This is a genomic window from Gordonia sp. N1V, assembly GCF_029269935.1.
GTDB lineage: Bacteria > Actinomycetota > Actinomycetes > Mycobacteriales > Mycobacteriaceae > Gordonia > Gordonia polyisoprenivorans.
On sequence record NZ_JARJDD010000014.1, the window covers coordinates 29,014 to 49,330 of the forward strand.

At 67.2% G+C, this 20,317-nt stretch carries 21 protein-coding genes; 13 read left to right on the forward strand and 8 right to left on the reverse strand.

The window, feature by feature from the left end:
* Positions 1–5 precede the first annotated feature (5 nt).
* Both hsaC and hsaA read right to left on the reverse strand, forming a co-directional pair.
* Positions 6–917 carry an iron-dependent extradiol dioxygenase HsaC gene (gene hsaC / locus P3L18_RS17905; RefSeq protein ID WP_026919881.1) on the reverse strand — a complete coding sequence of 304 codons (912 nt, stop codon included), beginning with the start codon at positions 915–917 and terminating at the stop codon, positions 6–8.
* 65 nt (positions 918–982) lie between these two features.
* Positions 983–2,194: a 3-hydroxy-9,10-secoandrosta-1,3,5(10)-triene-9,17-dione monooxygenase oxygenase subunit gene (gene hsaA, locus P3L18_RS17910; protein ID WP_014361381.1), complete on the reverse strand. Its 1,212-nt coding sequence runs from the start codon at positions 2,192–2,194 to the stop codon at positions 983–985.
* A gap of 236 nt (positions 2,195–2,430) precedes the next feature.
* Between hsaA and P3L18_RS17915 the strand changes: the two genes are divergently transcribed.
* Positions 2,431–3,645, forward strand: a complete 1,215-nt coding sequence (locus P3L18_RS17915; protein WP_079928747.1) for a Rieske 2Fe-2S domain-containing protein — start codon at positions 2,431–2,433, stop codon at positions 3,643–3,645.
* Positions 3,646–3,649: 4 nt separating this feature from the next.
* Positions 3,650–4,012 carry a hypothetical protein gene (locus P3L18_RS17920; protein ID WP_006369800.1) on the forward strand — a complete coding sequence of 121 codons (363 nt, stop codon included), beginning with the start codon at positions 3,650–3,652 and terminating at the stop codon, positions 4,010–4,012.
* Here P3L18_RS17920 and P3L18_RS17925 read toward each other — a convergent pair.
* On the reverse strand, positions 3,966–4,502 hold the full coding sequence (locus P3L18_RS17925; protein ID WP_079928746.1) for a hypothetical protein: 537 nt from the start codon (positions 4,500–4,502) through the stop codon (positions 3,966–3,968). The genes P3L18_RS17920 and P3L18_RS17925 overlap by 47 nt on opposite strands.
* On the reverse strand, positions 4,499–5,623 hold the full coding sequence (locus tag P3L18_RS17930) for a TDT family transporter (RefSeq protein WP_276114836.1): 1,125 nt from the start codon (positions 5,621–5,623) through the stop codon (positions 4,499–4,501). The genes P3L18_RS17925 and P3L18_RS17930 overlap by 4 nt, the downstream gene beginning before the upstream one ends.
* 99 nt (positions 5,624–5,722) lie before the next feature.
* Between P3L18_RS17930 and P3L18_RS17935 the strand changes: the two genes are divergently transcribed.
* From P3L18_RS17935 to P3L18_RS28460, 4 genes are all read left to right on the forward strand, one after another.
* Positions 5,723–6,634: a LysR family transcriptional regulator gene (locus P3L18_RS17935; RefSeq protein ID WP_079928743.1), complete on the forward strand. Its 912-nt coding sequence runs from the start codon at positions 5,723–5,725 to the stop codon at positions 6,632–6,634.
* 71 nt (positions 6,635–6,705) lie between these two features.
* On the forward strand, positions 6,706–7,509 hold the full coding sequence (locus P3L18_RS17940) for a VOC family protein (RefSeq protein ID WP_276114837.1): 804 nt from the start codon (positions 6,706–6,708) through the stop codon (positions 7,507–7,509).
* A 135-nt stretch (positions 7,510–7,644) separates the two neighbouring features.
* A complete protein-coding gene (locus P3L18_RS28455) occupies positions 7,645–8,175 on the forward strand; it encodes a hypothetical protein (RefSeq protein ID WP_346348439.1) in 531 nt (176 codons plus the stop codon).
* Positions 8,176–8,260: 85 nt separating this feature from the next.
* Positions 8,261–8,575, forward strand: coding sequence for a hypothetical protein (locus tag P3L18_RS28460; protein WP_346348440.1), 315 nt, complete (start codon positions 8,261–8,263; stop codon positions 8,573–8,575).
* 91 nt (positions 8,576–8,666) lie between these two features.
* Here the strand turns inward: P3L18_RS28460 and dmpG are convergent, their stop codons facing one another.
* The 3 genes from dmpG to P3L18_RS17960 are packed head-to-tail and all read right to left on the reverse strand — an operon-like array spanning position 8,667 to position 11,474.
* Positions 8,667–9,743, reverse strand: coding sequence for a 4-hydroxy-2-oxovalerate aldolase (gene dmpG / locus P3L18_RS17950; RefSeq protein ID WP_276114838.1), 1,077 nt, complete (start codon positions 9,741–9,743; stop codon positions 8,667–8,669).
* On the reverse strand, positions 9,740–10,645 hold the full coding sequence (locus P3L18_RS17955) for an acetaldehyde dehydrogenase (acetylating) (protein WP_276114839.1): 906 nt from the start codon (positions 10,643–10,645) through the stop codon (positions 9,740–9,742). The genes dmpG and P3L18_RS17955 overlap by 4 nt, the downstream gene beginning before the upstream one ends.
* A gap of 40 nt (positions 10,646–10,685) precedes the next feature.
* Positions 10,686–11,474, reverse strand: coding sequence for a 2-keto-4-pentenoate hydratase (locus P3L18_RS17960; RefSeq protein ID WP_079928740.1), 789 nt, complete (start codon positions 11,472–11,474; stop codon positions 10,686–10,688).
* A gap of 98 nt (positions 11,475–11,572) precedes the next feature.
* Between P3L18_RS17960 and P3L18_RS17965 the strand changes: the two genes are divergently transcribed.
* From P3L18_RS17965 to P3L18_RS17985, 5 genes are all read left to right on the forward strand, one after another.
* Complete coding sequence (locus P3L18_RS17965; protein ID WP_276114840.1) at positions 11,573–12,709, forward strand: acyl-CoA dehydrogenase family protein; 1,137 nt, start codon at positions 11,573–11,575, stop codon at positions 12,707–12,709.
* Positions 12,706–13,791, forward strand: coding sequence for an acyl-CoA dehydrogenase family protein (locus P3L18_RS17970; RefSeq protein ID WP_276114841.1), 1,086 nt, complete (start codon positions 12,706–12,708; stop codon positions 13,789–13,791). The genes P3L18_RS17965 and P3L18_RS17970 overlap by 4 nt, the downstream gene beginning before the upstream one ends.
* Before the next feature lie 58 nt (positions 13,792–13,849).
* A complete protein-coding gene (kstD, locus tag P3L18_RS17975; protein WP_276114842.1) occupies positions 13,850–15,631 on the forward strand; it encodes a 3-oxosteroid 1-dehydrogenase in 1,782 nt (593 codons plus the stop codon).
* A gap of 2 nt (positions 15,632–15,633) precedes the next feature.
* Entirely contained in the window at positions 15,634–16,494 is an 861-nt protein-coding gene (locus P3L18_RS17980; protein WP_079928736.1) for a MaoC/PaaZ C-terminal domain-containing protein, read from the forward strand.
* A 203-nt stretch (positions 16,495–16,697) separates the two neighbouring features.
* A complete protein-coding gene (locus P3L18_RS17985; RefSeq protein ID WP_020170109.1) occupies positions 16,698–17,126 on the forward strand; it encodes a hypothetical protein in 429 nt (142 codons plus the stop codon).
* A gap of 52 nt (positions 17,127–17,178) precedes the next feature.
* On the opposite strand, the gene P3L18_RS17990 is transcribed toward P3L18_RS17985, so the two are convergent.
* Complete coding sequence (locus P3L18_RS17990) at positions 17,179–17,346, reverse strand: hypothetical protein (RefSeq protein ID WP_231386592.1); 168 nt, start codon at positions 17,344–17,346, stop codon at positions 17,179–17,181.
* Between the two features lie 150 nt (positions 17,347–17,496).
* Here P3L18_RS17990 and P3L18_RS17995 point away from each other — a divergent pair, with 150 nt between their 5' ends.
* Together P3L18_RS17995 and P3L18_RS18000 are read left to right on the forward strand one after the other, a co-directional pair.
* On the forward strand, positions 17,497–19,008 hold the full coding sequence (locus P3L18_RS17995) for an MFS transporter (protein ID WP_276114843.1): 1,512 nt from the start codon (positions 17,497–17,499) through the stop codon (positions 19,006–19,008).
* A 9-nt stretch (positions 19,009–19,017) separates the two neighbouring features.
* Positions 19,018–20,310, forward strand: a complete 1,293-nt coding sequence (locus P3L18_RS18000) for an SLC13 family permease (RefSeq protein WP_276114844.1) — start codon at positions 19,018–19,020, stop codon at positions 20,308–20,310.
* Positions 20,311–20,317: the final 7 nt, after the last annotated feature.

Sequence of the window (20,317 nt, forward strand, 5' to 3'; positions counted from 1 at the left end):
CGTCGCTACTGGGAGAATCCGACGGTGAAGTCATGTCCCCAGAGGCTGACCGCGGTGCTCTCCCGCGCGATCCAGTCGTCGTCGGCGACGGTTCTTCCCTCACAACCGAATTCGACGTCGAATCCTCCGGGTGTCTTCATGTAGAAGGAGAGCATGAGGTCGTTGACGTGCCGACCGAGGGTCGCCGACATCTTCACCTTGCGGCGCAACGCCCGATCGAGGCACAGACCCACGTCGTCGGAGTTCTCGACCTCGACCATGAGATGCACGATGCCCGTCGAATTGGGGATCGGCAGGAACGCCAGCGAGTGATGCCGTGGATTGCAGCCGAGGAAGCGCAGCCACGGCACCTCGTCGCCTTCTTCGCGGCCGACGGCCTGCGGTGGCAGTCGCATCGAATCGCGCAGCGAGAAGCCGAGGACGTCGCGATAGAACTCCAGTGCGGCCTTGTCGTCATCGCAGGTGAGCACCACATGCCCGAGGCCCTGCTCGCCGGTGACGAAGCGGTGACCATACGGACTGACGATACGTCGATGCTGCAGCGCCACACCGTGAAACGCCTCGATGGTGTTGCCGGCCGGGTCGGTGAACACGATCATCTCGACGACCTGCCGCTCGAGCAGTTCGGTGTCCTTGGCCTCGCGATAGACGACGCCGGCCGCCGACAAACGATCTCGGACGTCTTGGAGCGCCGACGCGTTGGCGCATTCCCAGCCGGAGGACGCCAGCCGGTCGTGCTCGCCCGGCACGATCACCAGGCGAGCCGGGAAATCGTCCATCCGCAGGTAGAGCGCGCCGTCGACGGTACCGGCGCCCTCGACCATGCCGAGAACCTTCAGGCCGTACTCGCGCCAGGCGTCGACGTCGGTCGCCTCGATGCGCATGTACCCCAGGGAACGGATGGGACTGTCGGTCATGTGCTGGGTGCTCCTGTCCTCGCGTGTGCTGTCCACCGGATCGGCGTGAATCAGATCGACGTGGATCAGACCATGGTGTCGCCGACGGGAATCCCGAACTCCCCGTTGCCGAATGCGACGTAGGCACGCTCGGGGTCATTGGCGGCGTGGACGCGTCCGGCGTGTGCGTCGCGCCAGAACCGCTGGATCGGCGAATCCACGTTCAGCGCACCGGCACCCGAGTTCTCGAAGAGACTGTCGATCGACTCGATCGCGCGGCCGGTGGCGCGCACCTGATCACGCCGAGCGGCCAGCCGCAGCTCCATCGGGATCTCCTCGCCGGCGAGGATGAGGTCGTATTCGGCCTGCAGGTTGCCCGACACCTGACGCCAGGCGGCGTCGATGTCGCTGGCGGCGCCGGCGATCCGGACCTTGGCGAACGGATCGTCCTTGGACTTCTCGCCAGCGTAGGCGGCGCGAACGCGCTTGCCCTGATGTTCGACGTGCGAATGGTAGGCCCCGTAGGCCATTCCGATGATCGGCGTCGAGATGACGCTGGGATGAATGGTGCCCCACGGCATCTGGTAGACCGGCGCGGTGTTGCGCTCGAGGCCGGGACTGCGGTATTCGGCCATGGTGCGCATCGAGAGTACGCGGTGGGTCGGGACGAAGGCGTCCTTGACCTCGATGGTGTTGGAGCCGGTGCCCTTGAGCCCGACCACATTCCACACATCCTTGATCGTGTAGTCCGAGCGGGGCAGCAAGAAGCTGACGAAATCGACGGGCTTGCCGCGCTTGATGACCGGCCCACCCACGAAAGTCCAATCGGCGATCTCGCATCCCGACGAGAACGCCCAGTTGCCGTTCACCTTGTACCCACCGTCGACGACCTCGCCCATCCCCATCGGGGCGTACGACGAGGAGATTCGGACCGTGGTGTCGTTGCCCCACACGTCCTCCTGCGCCTGCTGGTCGAAGAGCGCAAGATGCCAGTTGTGGATACCGATGATCCCCGACACCCAGCCGGTGGACCCGCACGCCGTCGACAGACGCCGAACGGCCTCGTAGAAGGTCACCGGATCGACCTGATAGCCGCCCCACTGCTCGGGCTGCATGAGTCGGAAGAAGCCCGCGCTCTCGAGGCTGGAGACCGTCTCGTCGGGAATCCGACGCAGATCCTCGGTCTGCTGCGCACGCTGCTCGAGTTCGGGCAGCAACGCGTTGATCTTTTCCAGGACCTGCGCGCCGGCCTCGCTGCGCCGACTCGGATCGCTCTCTCGTGCTGGCATCTCACCCATCCCTGTTCTCTTCACTGTGTGTCTTCTCGTGTGCTCGTCCCCCAACCAGCACCGGCGTGACGCGTAACGATTCCAAGACTAGAACACGTTCTCATTTATGTCGAGTACTGGGACTTTGTGCCCATTTCCTGCCCGTATCCGGGTTCGTCGGCCGCGGTCCGCTGCTATTTTTGTAACATGTTCTAGTATCGGCTGTACGCGATTCGCATGCAGCGCCACGATGGGAGAAATCGCCAATGGCTGTGAGCACAGGCACCCCGACCGCAACCTCGGCCGCCGACGCGGCCGATTCGGGCGTGCGGGAGATCGACACCGGCACCCCACCGACCCGCTTCGCCCGCGGATGGCACTGCCTGGGCCTGGTGGCCGAGTTCGCCGACGGCAAGCCGCACTCGGTGCAGATCTTCGGCACCAAGCTCGTCGTCTGGACCGACACGTCGGGACAGATCCAGGTGCTCGACGCCTACTGCCGACACATGGGTGGCGATCTGTCACAGGGCAGCGTCAAGGGTGACAACGTCGCCTGCCCGTTCCACGGCTGGCTGTGGAAGGGCAACGGACGCTGCGCCGGGGTTCCCTATGCCAAGCGCAACCCGAAGCTCGCCAAGACCCGGGCGTGGCCGACCATGGTTCGCAACGGGCAGGTGTTCGTCTACAACGACCCGGAAGGCAATCCTCCCCCGGAGGAAATCATCATCCCGGAGCTGTCGGAGGTCGACAGCGACGAGTGGACCGCGTGGACGTGGAATCGGATCGTCATCGAGGGTTCCAACTGCCGCGAGATCATCGACAACGTCGTCGACATGGCGCACTTCTTCTACGTGCACTTCGCACTCCCCGACTACTTCAAGAACGTCTTCGAGGGTGAGACCGCGGCGCAATACATGAATTCCCATGGGCGCCCCGACATCTCGTTGGGCACCGCCTACGGCGACACCCGCCTGGAGTCGATCGCGGCCTATTACGGGCCCTCGTACATGCTGAATCCGATGGTGCAGTACTACGGCGGCTACGCCATCGAGACCATCCTCACCAACTGCCACTACCCCATCGACGCCAATTCGTTCGTCCTCATGTACGGCGTGATGGCCAAGATCCCCGAGGGCCTCTCACCGGAGCAGGCCGACAAGATGGCCCAGAAGATCACCGCGGGCATCGAGGTCGGTTTCCTGCAGGACGTCGAGATCTGGAAGCACAAGACGCGCATCGACAATCCACTCCTCGTCGAGGAGGACGGACCGGTCTATCAGCTGCGTCGCTGGTACGAGCAGTTCTATGTCGACAAGGCCGATGTCACCGACGAGATGACCCAGCGCTTCGAGTACGAGATCGACACCACCAAGGCCGTCGAGAGCTGGAACATCGAAGTGCAGGAGAACATTCGGCGCCGCGAGGAACTCGAGGCGCAACAGGCCGACTCGTCCGCCGAGACGACCGAGTCGCGGGTCTGAACCGATGACCCGCGCGGGCTGGGCAAAGGCTCCCGACCACACCGACGACCCGCAACTCCTCGCCCGGGTTCACGAGGCCACCGCCCGCGACCGCGACCACTACCTGCGCGGCGGTATGACGGAGATCGAATGCCGGTCCTGCCACGCCTGTGTGATGGTCAAGAAGACCAGTCCGCACCACACCAGCGTGCAGTGGAACCCCAGCGCCCGGGCGCGCTGCGACGAACTCGAGGAGATCCGGCGGATCGGCGGCAACCCGGCGATGATGCGGACGTGTCCGCGACTCTCGGCGAGTATCGATCACGGTGTCGCCGAGGGGATCATCCCGGCGCAGTCTCCCGAATCAGACCCCGACGGATACTGGTGAGCGGTGCGAGCACCACGCTCAGCACCGCGAGGATCAGGGTGGCGATCACGCCCCACGCCGGCGACAACAGCGGGCCCGGCGCGTCGATGGCATCGTTGACCGCGGCGTCGAACAGGTGCCCCGCCGGGTCGGCGATCACCATCGCGGACACGACGATCGTCGCCACCCCCGCCGCCACGATCACCGCCGACACGGCGAGTACGCCGATGGTGTTGCGGCGAAACGGCTTCCACCAACCCAGCAGCGCCGCCAGGGCGATGACGATGCCGAACACAAGAGTGAGCAACGCCGGCCGTTCGGTGTGGGCGGAGAAGGCCGCCTCGACGTCGGCGGTCGCGGCCGCTCTGGCGCTGACCCCTCCGAGCCCGCTCACCTGAAGTTGCGCCCCCTGATCGGAGGCACCCCAGCTCGCTTGCGCGCAGCCCACGATCGCCAGACCCACGACCACCAACGCCGGCCACAGGAACGGCCGAATTCTCTCGAGGCTCACCGTCCCAGCGTGCCACGCGCTCCTGCGGGGGCGGCGAGCAACGCACCGTCGACGATCCCGGCGACGGTCCGGGCCGCGACGATCCCCCAGGCCAGGAACAGGGCAACGAATCCTGCGCCTGCGATCACCGCGAACATCGTGTGCCCGGTGGTCGCCGCCAATGCCGACGACCCGGTCACGAAGGTGCCCAGCGGGAAGGTGAACGACCACCAGGTCAGGCCGAACGGCAGTCCGCGGCGTACCGACCGCGCGGTGATGGCGGTGGCGACGACGATCCAGATCACCGCCGCGGCCCACACCGCGAGCGCGTAGTCGTGGGCGAGGGCGCCGAGGACGCCGGCGGTAGCCGCTCCGGTCACCCCGGTGGCAACGTGGGCGAGCAGGCACGCCGCGGTCACCGATTGTCCGAGCGGTCCGAGGACGATCCACCATGTCGGTGCCAGGCCGGTGGGCCCCGTTCCGCGCGTCACCAGGGAACCGATCACCGAGACCACGATCGGCGCGGCGAGGACCAGCGAGAACACGAAGGCCGCGATCCCGATGACCAGCAGCGCGCGGCGTGCACCGGGCTCGTCGAACGCCCCGGCGAGCACCGCGGCCGCCGATGCCGACACCATCGGCGGGACCACCGACATCAGCCAACCCCCGAACGGTTCCGGCCGGTCCGGTCCTGCAGGGTCGCCCGATCGGCCGAGGAGGTGGCGGGCGGGGATCAGCAGTGCCGTCGCGACTCCGCCGAGCGTGCCGAGGGTGAAGCACACGATGTCGACGGCGAGCGCGGCGCTCGGCCCGATCACATGGACACCGGCCACCAGGGTCGACGTGCCGACGGTCAGCGTCGCCATCGGCACGGCGCCGTAGAAGTGCGCGATCACCGGATGCTGCAGGTGCGCACGTGCGGCATCGCGGTGGCGACGCCAGTGCATGACGGTCGCGGCGATCACCCCGATGTAGACGAGGCACGCGAGCAACCAGAACACGATCGACAGCGCGGTCAGCAGTGTGCCGTGCCCGAGCCCGTGCGCGGCGACGGCGAGAATGCCGGTGCCCATCACCGTCGCGAACCAGTTCGGCGGCACATGGGCGAAGTGGGTCCGGACCGGTGGTTCGCGCAACGTCATGCACCTACGGTCGCCGATCGACGTCGCGGCAGGTAGAAGGCGATTCCCTGCAAGAGTTACAACGGATGGTTGTAACCTGGGAGGGTGTTGAGCCCACGCATGCCCGACCTGCCCTCGCTGGAGACACTTCTCGCGGTGGTCACCACCGGCAGCCTCAACGCCGCCGCGGGCGAACTGGGGATCACCCAGCAGGCCGTGTCGGCGCGGATGCGGGCATTGGAGGCCACGCTCGGGATCTCGCTGCTGACGCGCTCCCCCACCGGCACCGCACCCACCGAGGCCGGAATCCTGGTGTCGGAGTGGGCCGATCGGCTTCTCGGCCTGGCCTCGGAATTCGACGCCGGGCTCGCCGCACTGCGTCGCGAACGACGCGACGAACTGCGTCTGGCTGCCAGTCTGACGGTCGCCGAACATCTCCTTCCGCAGTGGTTGGTGTCGTTCGGGCAGAGCGTCGAACACGCACCCAAGGTGTCGTTCACCGCGACGAACTCCGAGCACGCCTGCGAATTGGTCCGGGCCGGCGACGTCGAACTCGGCTTCGTCGAGGGCCCGCAGGTGGCGCCCGGGGTACGCAGTCGCGTCGTGGCCCACGACACCCTGGTGCTCGTCGTACCGCCCGGGCATCCGTGGACTCGTCGGCGCACGGCGGTGAGCGCCGACGAGTTGGCCCGCACCCCGCTGGTGACCCGCGAATCCGGTTCCGGGACAAGACTCTTCCTGGACACCATGCTGGCCGCGGCCCACGACCCCGACATGTCCCGGGCGCAACCGGTGCTCGAGTTGTCGACGACCGCGGCAGTACGCTCGGCGGTCATCGCCGGCGCCGGACCGGCGGTCGTGTCCGATCTGTCGGTACGCGACGACCTCGGTCGTCGGCTGATCGCAGTGCCGGTGTCCGGGCTCGATCTGCGCCGCGCGCTGCGGGCGGTGTGGATCGGTGGCGACGAACCGCGCGCCGGTGCGGCACGCGACTTCCTCACGCACGTCACGAGATCGGCAGGTCGGCCGTGACACCGATGAGTTTCGACGAGGATGGAGGTCTCACACTTGTCACCAATCGTCATCGGAAACAGGAGTTCACCATGACCGCATATTCCGCCCCCGTGGGCGCACCGATCTGGTTCGACCTGATGAGCAGCGAGCCGGCGAAGGCCGCCGAGTTCTACCAGGCCCTCTTCGGCTGGGAGGTCGAAGGCCCACCGCGCGAGGAGTTCGGCGGCTATCAGAACTTCACCCTGCACGGCAAACGCGTCGCCGGGCTCAGTCCGTACATGGCCGAAGGTGGTGGCCCGTCCGACATCTGGTCGCTCTACCTGCGTACCGATGACCCGGAGACCACCGTCAAGAACGTCGAAGCCGCGGGTGGTTCGATCATGGTGCCGCCCATGGCAGTCGGCGACGAGGGCACCATGATGGTCACCGTCGACAACGCCGGAGCCGTCATCGGGTTCTGGAAGCCCAACCAGCATCACGGTTTCACCGAGTGGGGTGTGCACGGAGCGCCCTACTGGTTCGAACTCGCCACCCGCGACTACCCGGCCTCACTCGCGTTCTACACCGAGACCGTTGGCGCCCGCGCCGACACCGTCATCGACAACACCGGTCAGGAGGTCGCCCCCGGCGGGCCTCTGCGCTACTCGCAGCTGTTCTTCGGGGAGACCGCGTACGCCGGCGTCATGGACGCCACCGGACTGTTCGGCGACGCCCCGTCGTTCTGGCAGATCTACATCTGCGTCGACGACGTCGCCGCGACCGTCGCACAGGCCGCCGGTCTCGGCGGTGAGATCGTCATGCCCGGCGAGGACACCCCGTACGGCACCCTCGCCGTCATCAAGGACCCGTTCGGCTCGATGATCTGCCTCGGCCATCCGCCGGCCGGGATGTAGGCGACGGATCGGGCGGCGCCTGCCCGGCGCGGCATGAACTCGTGAACGCGGCCCGTGCAAAGACCGCGTCTACGAGTTCAGGCCGCGTCTTGGTGTCGATGGAGCCGATCCGTCCCCTCGTGCGTCCAACCCTGCATGACACGCTTTCCCACAGACGAACATGACATCATCTACCGACACGCCTGCCTTACGGCCGGTTTCACCGACACCGATCTCGCCAGAGCACGCAGCCACGGCGAAATCACCCAACTGGTAAGAGGCGCCTACATCCCCGCGCAGCACCGTGAACGCGCCGAAATCCATCGCTTGGCCGTCATCGCCACCAGCCGCCTTGGACGATTTGACGAGTCGGTACCCAGCCATCAATCCGCTGCCGCACTGCACCGGCTGCCGATGCTCTCGCCCAACTTCCGCCGCATCCACACGACCACCGGCCGCGCTCGCGGTGGCGGACGAACAGCGACGCGACACAACCACGTCGGCATCGTTCCTCCCGACCACCTCATCGAGATCGACGGCGTCATCGTTCCAGGTATTGAGTACGTGGCCGTCGACGTGGCGTGCACCACCACGGCGGGATTCGCCGGGGCACTTGCAGTCTTCGACGCGGCGCTGCGTGCCGGCGCCGATCGGGCGACGATGGAGTCGTTGCTGCGCGGGGTTTGACGTGGGGTCGGCGTCGCGCGGCGCGCTCTGCATCACGCCGACGGCAACGCTGAAAGCCCCGGCGAGTCGGAGGAGCCGAGCACAGATGATCGAAGCCGGCATTCCCTCGGCACGGCTCCAGCACCGCTTCTACGACGCGGAGGGCAACGAGATCGCCCGGACCGACTTCGATTGGAGTGGAGTCCTCGTCGGCGAGTTCGACGGAAAAGTCAAGTATCAGAAGCACTTACGGCCAGGAGAGGATGCGGCCGACGCCGTCATCCGCGAAAAGATTCGCGAAGACCGCATACGCGCCCAAGGCATCATGGTCATCCGCTGGGTGTGGGCCGACCTCGAAGCCGGGACCGTCGTCACCCGCATCCGTCGGTGGCTGACCCACTTCGCCTTGATGGCAGCGTGAAGTACATGCCGTGCGAACTCGTGGACGCGGTCCGTGCAAAGACCGCGTCTACGAGTTCAGGCCGCGTTTCGATGTTGACTTCGCAAGCCCGCTACACACCGGCGTTGGCGTCGGCCTTCTTCTTGAGCTCGAGGGCGATGTCGATGAGTTGGTCTTCCTGGCCGCCGACGAGTTTGCGGTTGCCGGCCTCGATGAGGATCTCCGCGGCGGAGACGCCGTAGCGTTCGGCGTGCCCCTCGGCATGTTTGAGGAATGAGCTGTAGCAGCCCGCGTAGCCCATCATCATCGCCGATCGGTCGACCAGGCACTCCGAGGGCATCGCCGGGCGCACCACGTCCTGCGCCGCGTCGGCGATCTTCATGAAGTCCACGCCGGTGGTGATGCCGAGTTTGTCGCACACCCCGACGAACGCCTCGGTGGGCGTGTTGCCGGCGCCCGCGCCGAAGCGCCGGATGGACCCATCGATCTGCTGGGCGCCAGCGCGGATCGCGTTGATCGAATTGGCCACGGCGATATCGAGATTCTCGTGCCCGTGGAAACCGACCTGCGCGTCGTCGCCGAGTTCGGCGACGAGCGCCTGCACCCGGACGGTGACGTCCTCGAGCACCAGCGCGCCCGCCGAGTCGACGACGTAGACGCACTGACAGCCCGCGTCGGCCATGATCCGCGCCTGGGCGGCAAGCACTTCCGGTGGCTGACTGTGACTCATCATCAGGAAGCCGACGGTCTCGAGCCCGAGTTCGCGGGCCAGTCCGAAGTGTTGGATCGACACGTCGGCCTCGGTGCAGTGCGTGGCGATGCGGCAGATCTGGCCACCGTTGTCCTGCGCGGCGCGGATATCGTCCTTGGTACCGAGACCCGGCAACATCAGGAACGCGATCTTCGCCCGCTTGGCCGTCTCGGCTGCCGCGGAGATCAGCTGCTGTTCAGGTGTTTTGGAGAATCCGTAGTTGAATGACGATCCGCCGAGGCCGTCACCGTGGGTGACCTCGATGACCGGTACCCCCGCGTCGTCGAGGGCGCCGACGATCGCCCGTACCTCGTCGGTGGTGAACTGGTGGCGCTTGTGATGACTTCCGTCGCGCAGCGACGAGTCGGTGATCCGGATGTCGAGGCTCTCGGAATACTTACGGGCATTGGCCATCAGGTCCGTCGTCGGTGTGCTCATGCCGAAACCCCCAACTTCTGCTTCGCGATTTCCTCGCCGACCTTGGTGGCGGCGGCGGTCATGATGTCGAGGTTGCCGGCGTACGGCGGCAAGAAGTCCCCGGCGCCCTCGACCTCGACGAAGATCGAGACGCGGGCGTGGCCGCCGTTGAGCGCACTCGGCGGATCGAACTGCGGGTCCTGCAGTAGTCGATAGCCGGGCACGTAGGCCTGGATCTCTTTCTCCCGCTTGTGGATCGACGCGGCGATGGCATCGGTGTCGGCGTCGTCGGGGATGGCGCAGAAGATGGTGTCGCGCATGATCATCGGCGGATCGGCCGGATTGAGGATGATGATCGCCTTGCCGCGGGCGGCACCGCCGATCGTCTCGATTCCCTTCGATGTGGTCCGGGTGAACTCGTCGATGTTGGCCCGCGTCCCGGGACCTGCCGACACCGACGCGACCGATGCGACGATCTCGGCGTAGGGCACCGGCACCACCGACGACACCGCGTGGACCATCGGGATCGTCGCCTGCCCACCACAGGTGATCATGTTGGTGTTCGGCGCGTCGAGATGCTCGCGCAGATTGGCCGGCGGCACCACTGCCGGGCCCACGGCGGCCGGCGTCAGGTCGACCGCGGTGATACCCGCCTGCTCATATCGCGGCGCATACTCGCGGTGCACATAGGCCGACGTCGCCTCGAAGATCAGGTCCGGTTTCTCCGACGACGCGAGCAACTCGTCGGCGCCGCCACTCATCGTGATGAGCCCGTGGTCGGCGGCCCGCTTCATACCCTCCGAGTCGGCATCGATCCCGACCATCCATCGGGGAGCGATCACCTCGGATCGTTCCAGCTTGTACATCAGGTCGGTACCGATGTTGCCCGACCCGATGATCGCCGCGGTCAGCTTGGCTGCCACCTGCGCCTCCTCTGAGAGTGTTGTCGAAAACTGTTGTTGGTCAGGTGAAATCGAGGGTGACGCTGCCGAGTCCGGCGAACTCGGCGACGACGTGATCACCCGGCCCGACATCGAACGCCCGTGTCGCGGTGCCCGGCAGGATCACATCCCCCTGGCGTAGTCGTACCCCGAAGGACTCCACCTTGCGCGCCAGCCAGCTCACCGCGTTCAACGGATGGCCCAGCACCGCAGAGGAATTGCCCTTCGCGACGACCTCGCCGTTGCGGTGCAAGACCGCGTCGATGTCACCGGTGTCGATGTCGGTGATCGCCACCCGTTCGGTGCCGAGAATCCAGCCGCACGACGATGCGTTGTCGGCGATGGTGTCGCACAACGTGATCTGCCAATCGGTGATCCGCGAATCGATCAGCTCGATCGACGGCACCACCCACTCGACGGCATCGATCACGTCGTCGTTGGTGCATCCCGCACCGGGCAGATCCTTGCCCAGGATGAACCCCACCTCCACCTCCACCCGCGGGAAGCACAGCGTCGCGGTGTCGATCGGGGTGGCTTCGTGGTACTGCATCTCGTCGAGCAGATGCCCGTAGTCGGGCTCGTCGACGTTCATCATCTTCTGCATGGCCTCCGATGCCAGCCCGACCTTGTGCCCGGCGACCTTCGCACCGGCGTCGAGGCGCTTGCGGATGTTGATCAGCTGGATCTCGTAAGCGTCGACGACATCGAGACCCGGGTGGGCATCGGTCGGTCGGCCGATCGCCGTCGCGGTCCGCTCCGCGGTCCACAGATCAGCGGCGATCCGCTCGCGGATTGCCTGGTCAACCGCCATGAGAGCCTCACTTCCGTGGAATGAACGTGTTCTAGTTTAGAACATGTTCCAGGTTTCCGGGAGGACTCCTCGGTCCGGTCCGGTGCTACGGTTCGACCGTGGGCACCGACCAGGCGAGTATCGACACGCTGCGCCACGAGGTGCGTGAGTTCCTGACCGCCGAACTCGATGCCGGCACCTTCGTCCCGGCCTGCGACAACTGGATGAGCGGATTCGACCCGGCGTTCAGTGCACACCTCGGCCGGCACGGCTGGCTGGGTATGACGATGCCCGAGCGGTACGGCGGCGGTGGCCGCAGCGCGGTCGAACGATTCGTCGTCACCGAAGAACTCCTCGCCTGCGGGGCACCGGTCGCGGCGCATTGGATCGCCGACCGGCAGATGGCACCGGGCATCCTCGTCCACGGCACCGAACGCCAGCGGCAACACTACCTTCCCGGAATATGCTCGGGTACAACATATTTTGCGATCGGCATGAGTGAGCCCGACGCCGGCTCCGACCTCGCCTCGGTACGCACCCGCGCGGTGCGCGCCGACGACGGATCGTGGCGGATCAGCGGCACCAAGGTGTGGACCACCGGCGCACACGTCGCGCACGCGATGGTGTTGTTGGCCCGCACCGACGGCACACCCGCCGACCGTCAGACCGGACTGTCCCAGCTGATCGTCGATCTTCCCCACCCCGACATCGAGATCCGCCCCTTGCGCAGCATCGACGGCGGCGCCCACTTCAACGAGGCGATCTTCCACGACGCGAACGTCGGCACCGGGGCACTGCTCGGTGAACGCGGCGCGGGATGGAAACAAGTGATGAGCGAGTTGGCTTTTGAACGCTCCGGCCCGGAACGATACCTGTCGACGATGCCGCTGCTGCGGGCGTGGGCCGACGAGTTGCGCAGAGTCGGAGCGTCCGACGAGCAGCGGATCACCCTGGGAACGCTGACCGCCCGTGCGTGGGCGTTGCGCCGGATGTCGTTGCAGGTGGCCGCCGAACTCGCCGAGGGCGGCGCACCCGATGTGCTGGCCGCGATGGTCAAGGACATCGGCTCGCAGTTCGAGGGTGACGTCGTCGAGGCCATCCGATCCTCGTCGGACACCGTGGCGCGGGTCAGCGATGCGAACCCCTTCGCCACCCTGCTGGCGACCGCGATGCGCCACACACCCGCCTTCACACTTCGCGGCGGTACCAACGAGATCCTGCGTGGAATCGTGGCCAGAGGAATGGGATTGCGGTGATCGGGGACGCCGAGCTGCATGCGGCGGTGACCGCGGTGATCGAGCGCGTCGGCCCAGACACCACGACACCGGCCACCACGACACCGGCCACCACGATCGACACCGGGGTCTGGGCGGCGCTGACCGATGCGGGGTTCACCGGCGTCGGTATCGACGAGGATCTCGGGGGCACCGGTGGCGAGTTCACCGATGCACTGACCGTGGTGTCGGCGGCAGCGGCGAGCGGCGCACTCACCCCACTCATCGAGCACACCGTCCTCGCCACCTGGTTGGCCGCACGCTCGGGGCTCGACCTCGGCAGGCGCACTGCGACACTCGCCCTGGGCGGAGAGGGCGCCACCGTGCGCTCCACCGACGAGGGATGGGTGCTCGACGGGTTGCTGCCCGGCGTCGTACACGCCTGCGACGCCGACGTCCTCGTGGTTCACTTCGCGTCCTCGGTGGCGCTGGTCTCCCGAACCGCACCCGGCCTGACGCTCTACCACGGCACCGATCTACTCGGGGCGTCCGTCGACGACGTGGCTCTCGACGCCGTGGTCGTCGAACAGCTCACGGACTCTCCGGTCGACTCGGCGGAACTGCGACTGCGTGGCGCGCTGGCCTATGCGGTGGCCATGTCCGCCTGCGCGGACACCATCGTCGAGACCACGGTGCGCCACGCGTCGCAACGCACCCAGTTCGGTCGACCGCTGTCCAAGTTCCAGGCCATCCAGCAACGTCTGGCGTCGATGGCGGCGCTGACCGCACAAACCCGTGCCGCGGTGGAGCACGGCGTCGAGATGGCCGAGAACCCCGATCACGGCGGCACGATCGCCGCGGCCAAGGCCGTCGCCTCGTCGACCGCGCGGGAGGTGGCCGCCGGGGCGCATCAGATCCACGGCGCGATCGGATTCACCTCCGAACATCATCTCGGCCGATTCACCATGGCGCTGCTGGCCTGGCGGGACCGACACGGCGACGAGAAGTACTGGTCACGGGTGCTTGCCGGACGTGCGTCGGACGACGGGATCGACCCGTGGGATCTCGTCGTCGACGCCGATCACGCCCCGCCGAGTGCGACCCCTGGCGCCGCGAATCTGTAACGTGTTCTACTTTTAGGTGAGAACACGTTCCACCCGCGGCGCACGAAGGGACCGATTCATGGCCGGCGCGACCGAACCAGCAGGACAGCAGGCATCCACTCCCCCGGCGGGGCGTCCAGAGACGGACGAGACCTACGACGTCATCGTCGTCGGCGCCGGTGCCGCGGGCCTGAGCGCCGCCATCACCGCGGCCGCGCAGGGCCTGCGGACGGTGATCATCGAGAAGTCGGCGTACTGGGGCGGCTCCACCTCACGCTCCGGCGGCGGCGTCTGGATTCCGGGCAACCCGGTGCTCAAGCGCGACGGGGTGCGCGACAACCAGGAGACGGCGCGGCAGTACGTCCACGCGATCATCGGTGAGCACGCGCCTGCGGAGAAGATCGACGCGTACATCGATCGCGGCCCCGAGGCGTTGGAATTCCTGATGGCCCATGCTCCCCTCGACCTCGAATGGGTGAAGAACTACTCCGACTACTACCCCGAGGCACCCGGCGGACGCCTCGGCGGACGCAGCGTCGAACCGCGGCCCTTCGACGCCCGGGCGCTCGGCGACGACCTGTCGACCCTGCATCCGCAGTACACCAAGGCGCCGCTCAACATGGTTGTGCTGCAATCGGATTACCGCTGGCTCAACACGGGCCTACGGCACTGGCGCGGACCGGTGCGGATGGGCAAGGTCGGCGCCCGGTTCTTCTGGGCCCGCAGCCGCGGCAAGAAACTCATCGCAATGGGCGCCGCGCTGGCTGCCGAGCTGCTGCTGGGGGTCCGCAGAGCCGGTGTGCCACTGCGGCTGTCGACGGGTCTGGTCGACCTGATCACCGAGAACGACCGGGTGGTCGGGGTGATCGCCGAGCACGAGGGCACGCGTACTCGGCTGCACGCGCAGCGCGGTGTCATCCTCGCGTGCGGCGGCTTCGAGCACAACGCCGAGATGCGCAAGAAGTATCAGCGCGAACCCATCGGATCGGAGTGGACCACCGGCGCACCCACCAACACCGGCGACGGCATCAACGCGGGCCTCAAGATCGGCGCCGCGGTGTCGCTGATGGACGACTCGTGGTGGGGCCCGACCATCCCGTTGCCGCGCGGACCGTGGTTCGCGCTGTCCGAGCGCGCCGTCCCCGGCACCTTCATGATCAACGAACGCGGACAACGCTTCATGAACGAGTCACTGCCGTATGTCGAAGCGGTGCACCAGATGTACGGCGGCGACTTCGGACAGGGCGAGGGCCCCGGCGAGAACGTCCCGTCGTGGCTCATCTTCGACCAGCGCTGCCGCAACCGCTACCTGTTCGCCGGCATCAATGCGCGCCAACCGCTTCCGAAGAAGTGGTTCGAGTCCGGAGTGGTCGTCAAGGCCGACTCCGTCGAGGCCCTGGCCGAGAAGATCGGGGTTCCCGCGGAGGCGTTGCGCGCCACCACCGATCGGTTCAACGGCTTCGCGCGCAGCGGCACCGACGAGGACTTCGGGCGCGGACGCAGCGGCTACGACCACTACTACGGCGACATCACCAACAAGCCCAATCCGAGTCTCGGAGTGGTCGACAAGGCGCCGTTCTACGCGGTGAAGATGGTGCCCGGTGATCTCGGCACCAAGGGCGGCATCGACACCGACGCGCACGCCCGGGCGTTGCGCGCCGACGGATCGGTCATCGAGGGGCTCTACGCGGCCGGTAACACCTCGGCGCCGGTGATGGGCCACACCTACGCCGGACCGGGCGCCACCATCGGACCCGCGATGGTCTTCGGCTACTTGGCCGCGCTCGACTGCGCCGAACACCCCGGGGTCCGAATCCCGGATACCACAACGACATCGGCGTCCGCCGGCGAGGAGAACTGACCATGCCGATCGACCTGTCCGTGGCACTGGGCGCCGAGCTACCCGAGGTCGGCTTCGAATGGTCGGCCTCCGACGTCGCGCTCTATCACCTGGCCGTCGGTGCGGCCGCCGACCCGATGGACCGCGCGGGTCTGACCTACGTCGACGACGTCGCCCCGAAGGTGTTGCCCTCCTTCGCGACCGTGGCGGCGTCCTTCCATGCCACCGAGGCACCGAAGGTGTCCTTCCCGGGTGTCGACATCGACCTGGCCAAGGTGGTCCACGGCAGCCAGCAGGTCACCGCGCACCGCCCGATCCCCGCGTCGGGAAAGGCCACCACCCGGACCACGATCGCCGAGATCCAGGACAAGGGATCGGCGGCGGTGATCATCCAGGAATCGGTCACCGTCGACGACGCCGGCACACCGCTGTGGACGGCGCGCTCGTCCATCTTCGCCAAGGGCGAGGGCGGTTTCGGCGGCGACCGCGGCAACTCCGCCAAGCTCGACTACCCCGATCGGGCGCCCGACCAGCGCCGGTCGGTACCGACACTGCCCAACCAGGCGCTGCTCTATCGGCTGTGTGGTGACCGCAACCCGCTGCACTCCGACCCCGAATTCGCTTCTCGTGCAGGATTTCCCCGCCCGATCCTGCACGGGCTCTGCACGTACGGGACGGTGTGTCGAGCCGTCGTCGACGCACTCCTCGACGGCGACGTGACCGCTGTGGCCGACTACTCGGCCACCTTCGCCGGCGTGGTGTTCCCGGGCGAGACCATCGACATCGACGTGTGGGACGAAGGCCGGTCGCTGCTGATCGCCGCGAGCGTCGCCGACCGCGACGGCGCACCCGCGCTGAAGAACGTGGTCATCGAGAAGCGCTGACGGCCACTGCCTCGGCACAACCGCGGACTGAGCAAATATGTGTCGACTTGGGGGATGTGTGCCCTGCAGGACACGCATCCCCCAAGTCGACACATGTTTGGCCTCGTTCGAGAACTGACCGACCCGTCTATTCTGCTCAGGGGGCGCCGGTCGCGCCGGCCGCGCCCGTCCTTCGTCGAAACCGTCCCTTGAGGAGAATCTTGATGAGCGATTCGCTGCAGTCCCTGCTCGGTCCCACCCGTCCGGCCGTCGTCGACGATCTGGTGGGGGTGATCGACTCGCAGGTCGCAGCCCAGAAGGGGCTCGGCGGTGCGACCGTCAAGGCTGCATACGGTGCCGTCGGCAAGGTCAAGCCCGACATCGTGAAGAAGGCGACCAACCTGATGCTGCCCGATTTCGTCGCCGCCCTGCAGCCGTTCTGGGACTCCAAGCCCGCGGGCACATCGTTCGGTGCGCATCTGGCCAGTGACCCCGACACCGCGTCGGAGGCCCTGCTCGCGGTGACCGACGCCCAGGTGGAATCCGCCAAGGCGCCGCTGGCCAAGGCCTACGGCACGCTGCGCGGTAAGGCCAAGGGCTATGTGTCCGAGGCACTTCCCGCCGTCGGCGACGTGATCGAGAAGCACGCGTGACCCGCGGCCGCGGCTCGCTCACCCGGTCGCATCCGGGTGGGCGTCGCGGCCCTCAGGCTGCGCTGGTGACGACGAGTACCAGCGCGCACACGACGGCGATGAGCGCCGCCAGCATCACCAGCACCCGCCAGACGTGCAGGCGTGCGGTCGGCGTGTCGGTGGATCGTGAAGAGGCGACCGGTGCGGCCATGATCTCCCACTTTCGGTTGTCCGAGGCCACGACCACAGTGGCGATCTGCAACCCCGGGTTTGTTACTCCAGTGATCAATGTGTCACAGGTTGCCTGTGGTGTCGCGATTTGCACCCCGCGTGTCGCCTGGATCACACTCTTGTGTCCGTTTTCTGCAGCACTTCGGGGAGGGAGGGCCGGATGAATCGGCTCAGGGCGCTCGATCTGCGCTCGGTGTGGCTGATCGCGATCGCCTGCGCGGCGGTCAGCATGGTGGTGGCCGCCATGGCCGCGTTGAACACCGCGCTCGCCGACATCGCCATCGACCTCGGCGCCGACACCGGCCAGATGACCTGGATCGCCGACGGCTACACGCTCGCCCTCGCCGCGCTGCTGCTGCCCGCCGGCGCGATCGGCGACCGTTTCGGCCGCCGCGAGATGTTGATCGTCGGTCTGGCCATCTTCGCGGTCGGGTCGCTGACGGCGATCTGGGCCACCGATCCGACGCAGTTGATCATCACCCGATGCGTCGCCGGCGTGGGCGCGGCATTCATCATGCCGACGACGTTGTCGCTCATCACCTCCGGTGTGCCGGCCGACAAGCGCAGCATCGGCATCAGTATCTGGGCCGCTGTCGCCGGCGCGGGCGCGATCGCCGGATTCTTCGTCTCCGGCGTCCTGCTGGAATTCTTCTCGTGGCATTCGATTTTCATCACCTTCGCCGCGTCGGCGGTGCTGACGGCACTGGTGTGCCTGACGATCGGCACCTCCAAGGACTCCCATCCACAACCCTTCGACTACGCCGGATCGGCCGTGTCGATCCTCGCGGTCACCGGCATCGTGTTCGGGCTCCTCGAGGCCCCACACCGCGGCTGGGATGATGCGCTGGTCCTTCTCACCCTGATCGGCGGCGTACTCCTCGTCGCCGTGTTCTGCCTGATCGAATTGCGCGGCACCCGTCAACTCCTCGACGTCCGCCTGTTCACCAATCGCGCGTTCGGGGCCGGTGCGTTGTCGGTGGCGCTGCAGTTCTTCGCCTCCTTCGGCGCCTTCTACCTTCTGCTGCAACGCCTGCAGCTGGTGTTCGACTTCTCGCCGCTGCGCTCGGCCTTCGCCCTCATGCCGATGGTCCTGGGTGTGAGCATCTTTGCACTGCTGGGCAATTGGCTCGCGGTGCGCTTTCACTCCCTGCGCTTCGTGCTGGGCGGTGGACTGCTCATCGCCGGCATCGGGCTGATCCTGTTGGGGGTCATCGACTACGACGCCTACTGGATGATGGCGTGGATGCTCGCGATCTGCGCGATCGGTATCGGTCTGGCGACCGCCCCGTCGACGACCGCGATCATGTCCAACACGCCGCTGGAGAATCAGGGGGTCGGCTCCGCGGTCAACGACACCGCCCGCGAGATCGGCGCCGCCATCGGCATCGCCCTGGCCGGCAGTCTGCTCGCCGCCGGATACGCACACCGCATCGGCCCGACCGCCGACCTCGTCCGTGCCGAGCCCGCTGCCGCCGACCACATCACCCGTTCGTTGGCCGAGGCACGGGAGGTCGCGGCGCGGCTGCCCGGTGACCTCGGCGCCCGCGTCCTGCACGGCGCGCAGGACGCCTTCGTCGTCCCGATGAACCAGGGGTGTCTGGTGCTGGGCATCGTGCTCGTCGTCGGGTCCGTGGTGACCACGATCCTCGCGCCGCAACGGGTGGTTGCGTAGGCTCTCGACGTGCTCGACGTCCACAGTCCACTGGGCACCGCCGTGGCCGTGCTCGCCCTGATCGCCGTCATCGGGATCGCGGTGTCCGCACAACGCCTTTCGCCGGCGATCGTCGCGGTTCCGGCCGCGGTGCTGGTGACCCTTCTCGGCGTCGTGTCGTGGTCGCAGGTGCGCGACGAACTCGAGTTCATCGGGCCGACCATCGGCTTCCTCGCCGCCATGCTGGTGGTCGCCGAGGTGTGCGCACGCACCGGGGTCTTCGCCTGGGTGGGTCAGTTGCTCGCGGACTGGAGCCGCGGATCGCCCACGCACCTACTCGGCCTGGTGTTCGTCGCCGCGGCGCTCACCACGGCGGTGCTGTCGATCGACACCACGATCGTGCTGTTGACCCCGGTGGCAGTGGCCACCGCGCGGCGGATCGGCGCCCGGGTGACCCCGGTCGGTACGGCGACCGCACACCTGGCCAACAGTGCCTCGACGCTGTTGCCGGTGTCGAATCTGACCAATCTGCTGGCCTTTTCGGCGACCGGGCTCGGTTTCCTCTCCTTCGCCGGACTGATGGCGGCCCCGTGGGTGGTCGCGATCGTCGTCGAATACGTCATCTTCCGGATCTTCTTCGCCGGCGAACTGCAGACCACCGCACCGCAGACCACCCGCACTCCGGTACAGCCGCACAGCGGCACACCCGAGCGCACCACCCGGCGCCCGGCGCCGGTCGTCACGCTGATCCTGCTCGGTCTACTGCTGTGCGGCTTCGTCATCGCCGAGCCGTTGGGAATTCCCTTGGCCGCGATCGCCGGTGTCGGGGCCGCGGTGATGCTCATCGTTCCGATGCGCAAGGCGCCCGTGGTCACCGCGGTTCGTGCGCTGCGCGCGGTGAACATCCCGTTCCTCGCGTTCGTCGCCGCGCTGGGCATCATCATCCTGCCCATCCGGCTCGGACCGATCGGCGAGGCGATCACCCATCTCATCCCGGGTGGCAACTCGCTGTGGGCACTCCTGGCGGTCGCCGCACTCGCGGCGGTCGCGGCCAACGTGCTCAACAACCTCCCGGCGACACTGCTCCTGCTGCCGATGGTCGCCCATGATCACGGCTTGGCGTTGGCCATGCTGCTCGGCGTCAACATCGGCCCCAACCTCGCCTACTTCGGTTCGCTGGCAAACCTATTGTGGCGCGACGTGATGCGCCGCCACACCATCGCGCCGCCGACGCGACGCTACGTGCTGCTGGGCACGCTCACCGTTCCGCCGACCCTCATCGCCGCGGTCGTCGCGCTCTGGGTCGGCCTGCAGGTGATGTGATCCGCAC

Coding starts and splice junctions, on each gene's coding strand:
- P3L18_RS17995 (WP_276114843.1), top strand. CDS start 17,497: ATGAATCGGCTCAGGGCGCTCGATCTGCGCTCGGTGTGGCTGATCGCG.
- P3L18_RS28455 (WP_346348439.1), top strand. CDS start 7,645: ATGACACGCTTTCCCACAGACGAACATGACATCATCTACCGACACGCC.
- P3L18_RS17930 (WP_276114836.1), bottom strand. CDS start 5,623: ATGACGTTGCGCGAACCACCGGTCCGGACCCACTTCGCCCATGTGCCG.
- kstD (WP_276114842.1), top strand. CDS start 13,850: ATGGCCGGCGCGACCGAACCAGCAGGACAGCAGGCATCCACTCCCCCG.
- P3L18_RS17935 (WP_079928743.1), top strand. CDS start 5,723: ATGCCCGACCTGCCCTCGCTGGAGACACTTCTCGCGGTGGTCACCACC.
- P3L18_RS28460 (WP_346348440.1), top strand. CDS start 8,261: ATGATCGAAGCCGGCATTCCCTCGGCACGGCTCCAGCACCGCTTCTAC.
- dmpG (WP_276114838.1), bottom strand. CDS start 9,743: ATGAGCACACCGACGACGGACCTGATGGCCAATGCCCGTAAGTATTCC.
- P3L18_RS17915 (WP_079928747.1), top strand. CDS start 2,431: ATGGCTGTGAGCACAGGCACCCCGACCGCAACCTCGGCCGCCGACGCG.
- P3L18_RS17940 (WP_276114837.1), top strand. CDS start 6,706: ATGACCGCATATTCCGCCCCCGTGGGCGCACCGATCTGGTTCGACCTG.
- P3L18_RS17980 (WP_079928736.1), top strand. CDS start 15,634: ATGCCGATCGACCTGTCCGTGGCACTGGGCGCCGAGCTACCCGAGGTC.
- hsaA (WP_014361381.1), bottom strand. CDS start 2,194: ATGGGTGAGATGCCAGCACGAGAGAGCGATCCGAGTCGGCGCAGCGAG.
- P3L18_RS17985 (WP_020170109.1), top strand. CDS start 16,698: ATGAGCGATTCGCTGCAGTCCCTGCTCGGTCCCACCCGTCCGGCCGTC.
- P3L18_RS17920 (WP_006369800.1), top strand. CDS start 3,650: ATGACCCGCGCGGGCTGGGCAAAGGCTCCCGACCACACCGACGACCCG.
- P3L18_RS17960 (WP_079928740.1), bottom strand. CDS start 11,474: ATGGCGGTTGACCAGGCAATCCGCGAGCGGATCGCCGCTGATCTGTGG.
- hsaC (WP_026919881.1), bottom strand. CDS start 917: ATGACCGACAGTCCCATCCGTTCCCTGGGGTACATGCGCATCGAGGCG.